We start from the raw sequence: 877 nt of genomic DNA on the forward strand, positions 1-877 counted from the left end.
GATGGCGCGGAGCGGACGGGCGCCGCGCCATCGAGGCGCTCACCGCGCGCAGGCGGCGTCGGTCCCGGCGCAGTGGAGCTGCCAGGCCAGCTGGGCCACCCGGTCGACCGTCAGTTCGGTCTGGCACTGGCCGATCACCATGGCCTGGATGCTGCCGCCCGCGCTCGCGCCGCCGACGAAGGCGCAGTGCTTGTCACGGAAGGCGATCCAGGCACGCTCCGCGTCGCGCAGGCCCGTCTGGCCGGTCTTGCCGAGCCCGTGCATGAGGCGCTTGTAGACGCTGTTGAGCGTCGCGTCGGCGCGCTGAAAATCGTCACCGATGCATTCCGCGATCTTCGCGCGCTTGGTCAGTGCCGCGCAGTCGGCGGACATCGCCACGCCGCCGGGCACCACCACCAGGGCGAGGACAAGGCCCAGGACCCTGAGGCCGCCNGTGCCGCGCAGTCGGCGGACATCGCCACGCCGCCGGGCACCACCACCAGGGCGAGGACAAGGCCCAGGACCCTGAGGCCGCCCATCTCAATAGCCCTCGGGCGCGTAGGAGCAGTCGGGGTGCTGGGCACCATCCGAGCAGGTGGGCCAGCTCTCGACATCGGGGTTGTCGACCATGCTCCCGGCGCCATGCGGTCCGTCATAGGCTTTCGATTTCGGTTCATCACAGGCGGACAGGAATGTGAGCGCGCCGATCAGCATGAGAACTTTTCGCAACAACATTTCGGACTCCTTTCTCGGTCGGGCAATGTTCATCGATTACACCCGCGCCACCGGCATTCGGGCGCGACGAAGGCGCGCCCACGCCAATCGGTGATCGAAGTCTGCAAGAATGCGCGAATCCTGACGGAGGTTTTATCGCGCGCGCAGGCTGGTGAGCCCGAAG

General features: G+C 68.2%; 2 protein-coding genes. Both read right to left on the bottom strand.

Annotation, left to right across the window (positions count from 1 at the left end; genetic code table 11):
• Window positions 1–39: 39 nt before the first annotated feature.
• A complete protein-coding gene (locus tag ACLJK8_RS22945) occupies window positions 40–372 on the bottom strand; it encodes a lysozyme inhibitor LprI family protein (RefSeq protein WP_413152700.1) in 333 nt (110 codons plus the stop codon).
• Between the two features lie 147 nt (window positions 373–519).
• Window positions 520–714, bottom strand: coding sequence for a hypothetical protein (locus ACLJK8_RS22950; RefSeq protein WP_413152701.1), 195 nt, complete (start codon window positions 712–714; stop codon window positions 520–522).
• Window positions 715–877 lie beyond the last annotated feature (163 nt).

The organism is Amaricoccus sp. W119, from assembly GCF_047275745.1.
Taxonomy (GTDB): domain Bacteria; phylum Pseudomonadota; class Alphaproteobacteria; order Rhodobacterales; family Rhodobacteraceae; genus Amaricoccus.

Coding starts and splice junctions, on each gene's coding strand:
- ACLJK8_RS22945 (WP_413152700.1), bottom strand. CDS start 372: ATGTCCGCCGACTGCGCGGCACTGACCAAGCGCGCGAAGATCGCGGAA.
- ACLJK8_RS22950 (WP_413152701.1), bottom strand. CDS start 714: ATGTTGTTGCGAAAAGTTCTCATGCTGATCGGCGCGCTCACATTCCTG.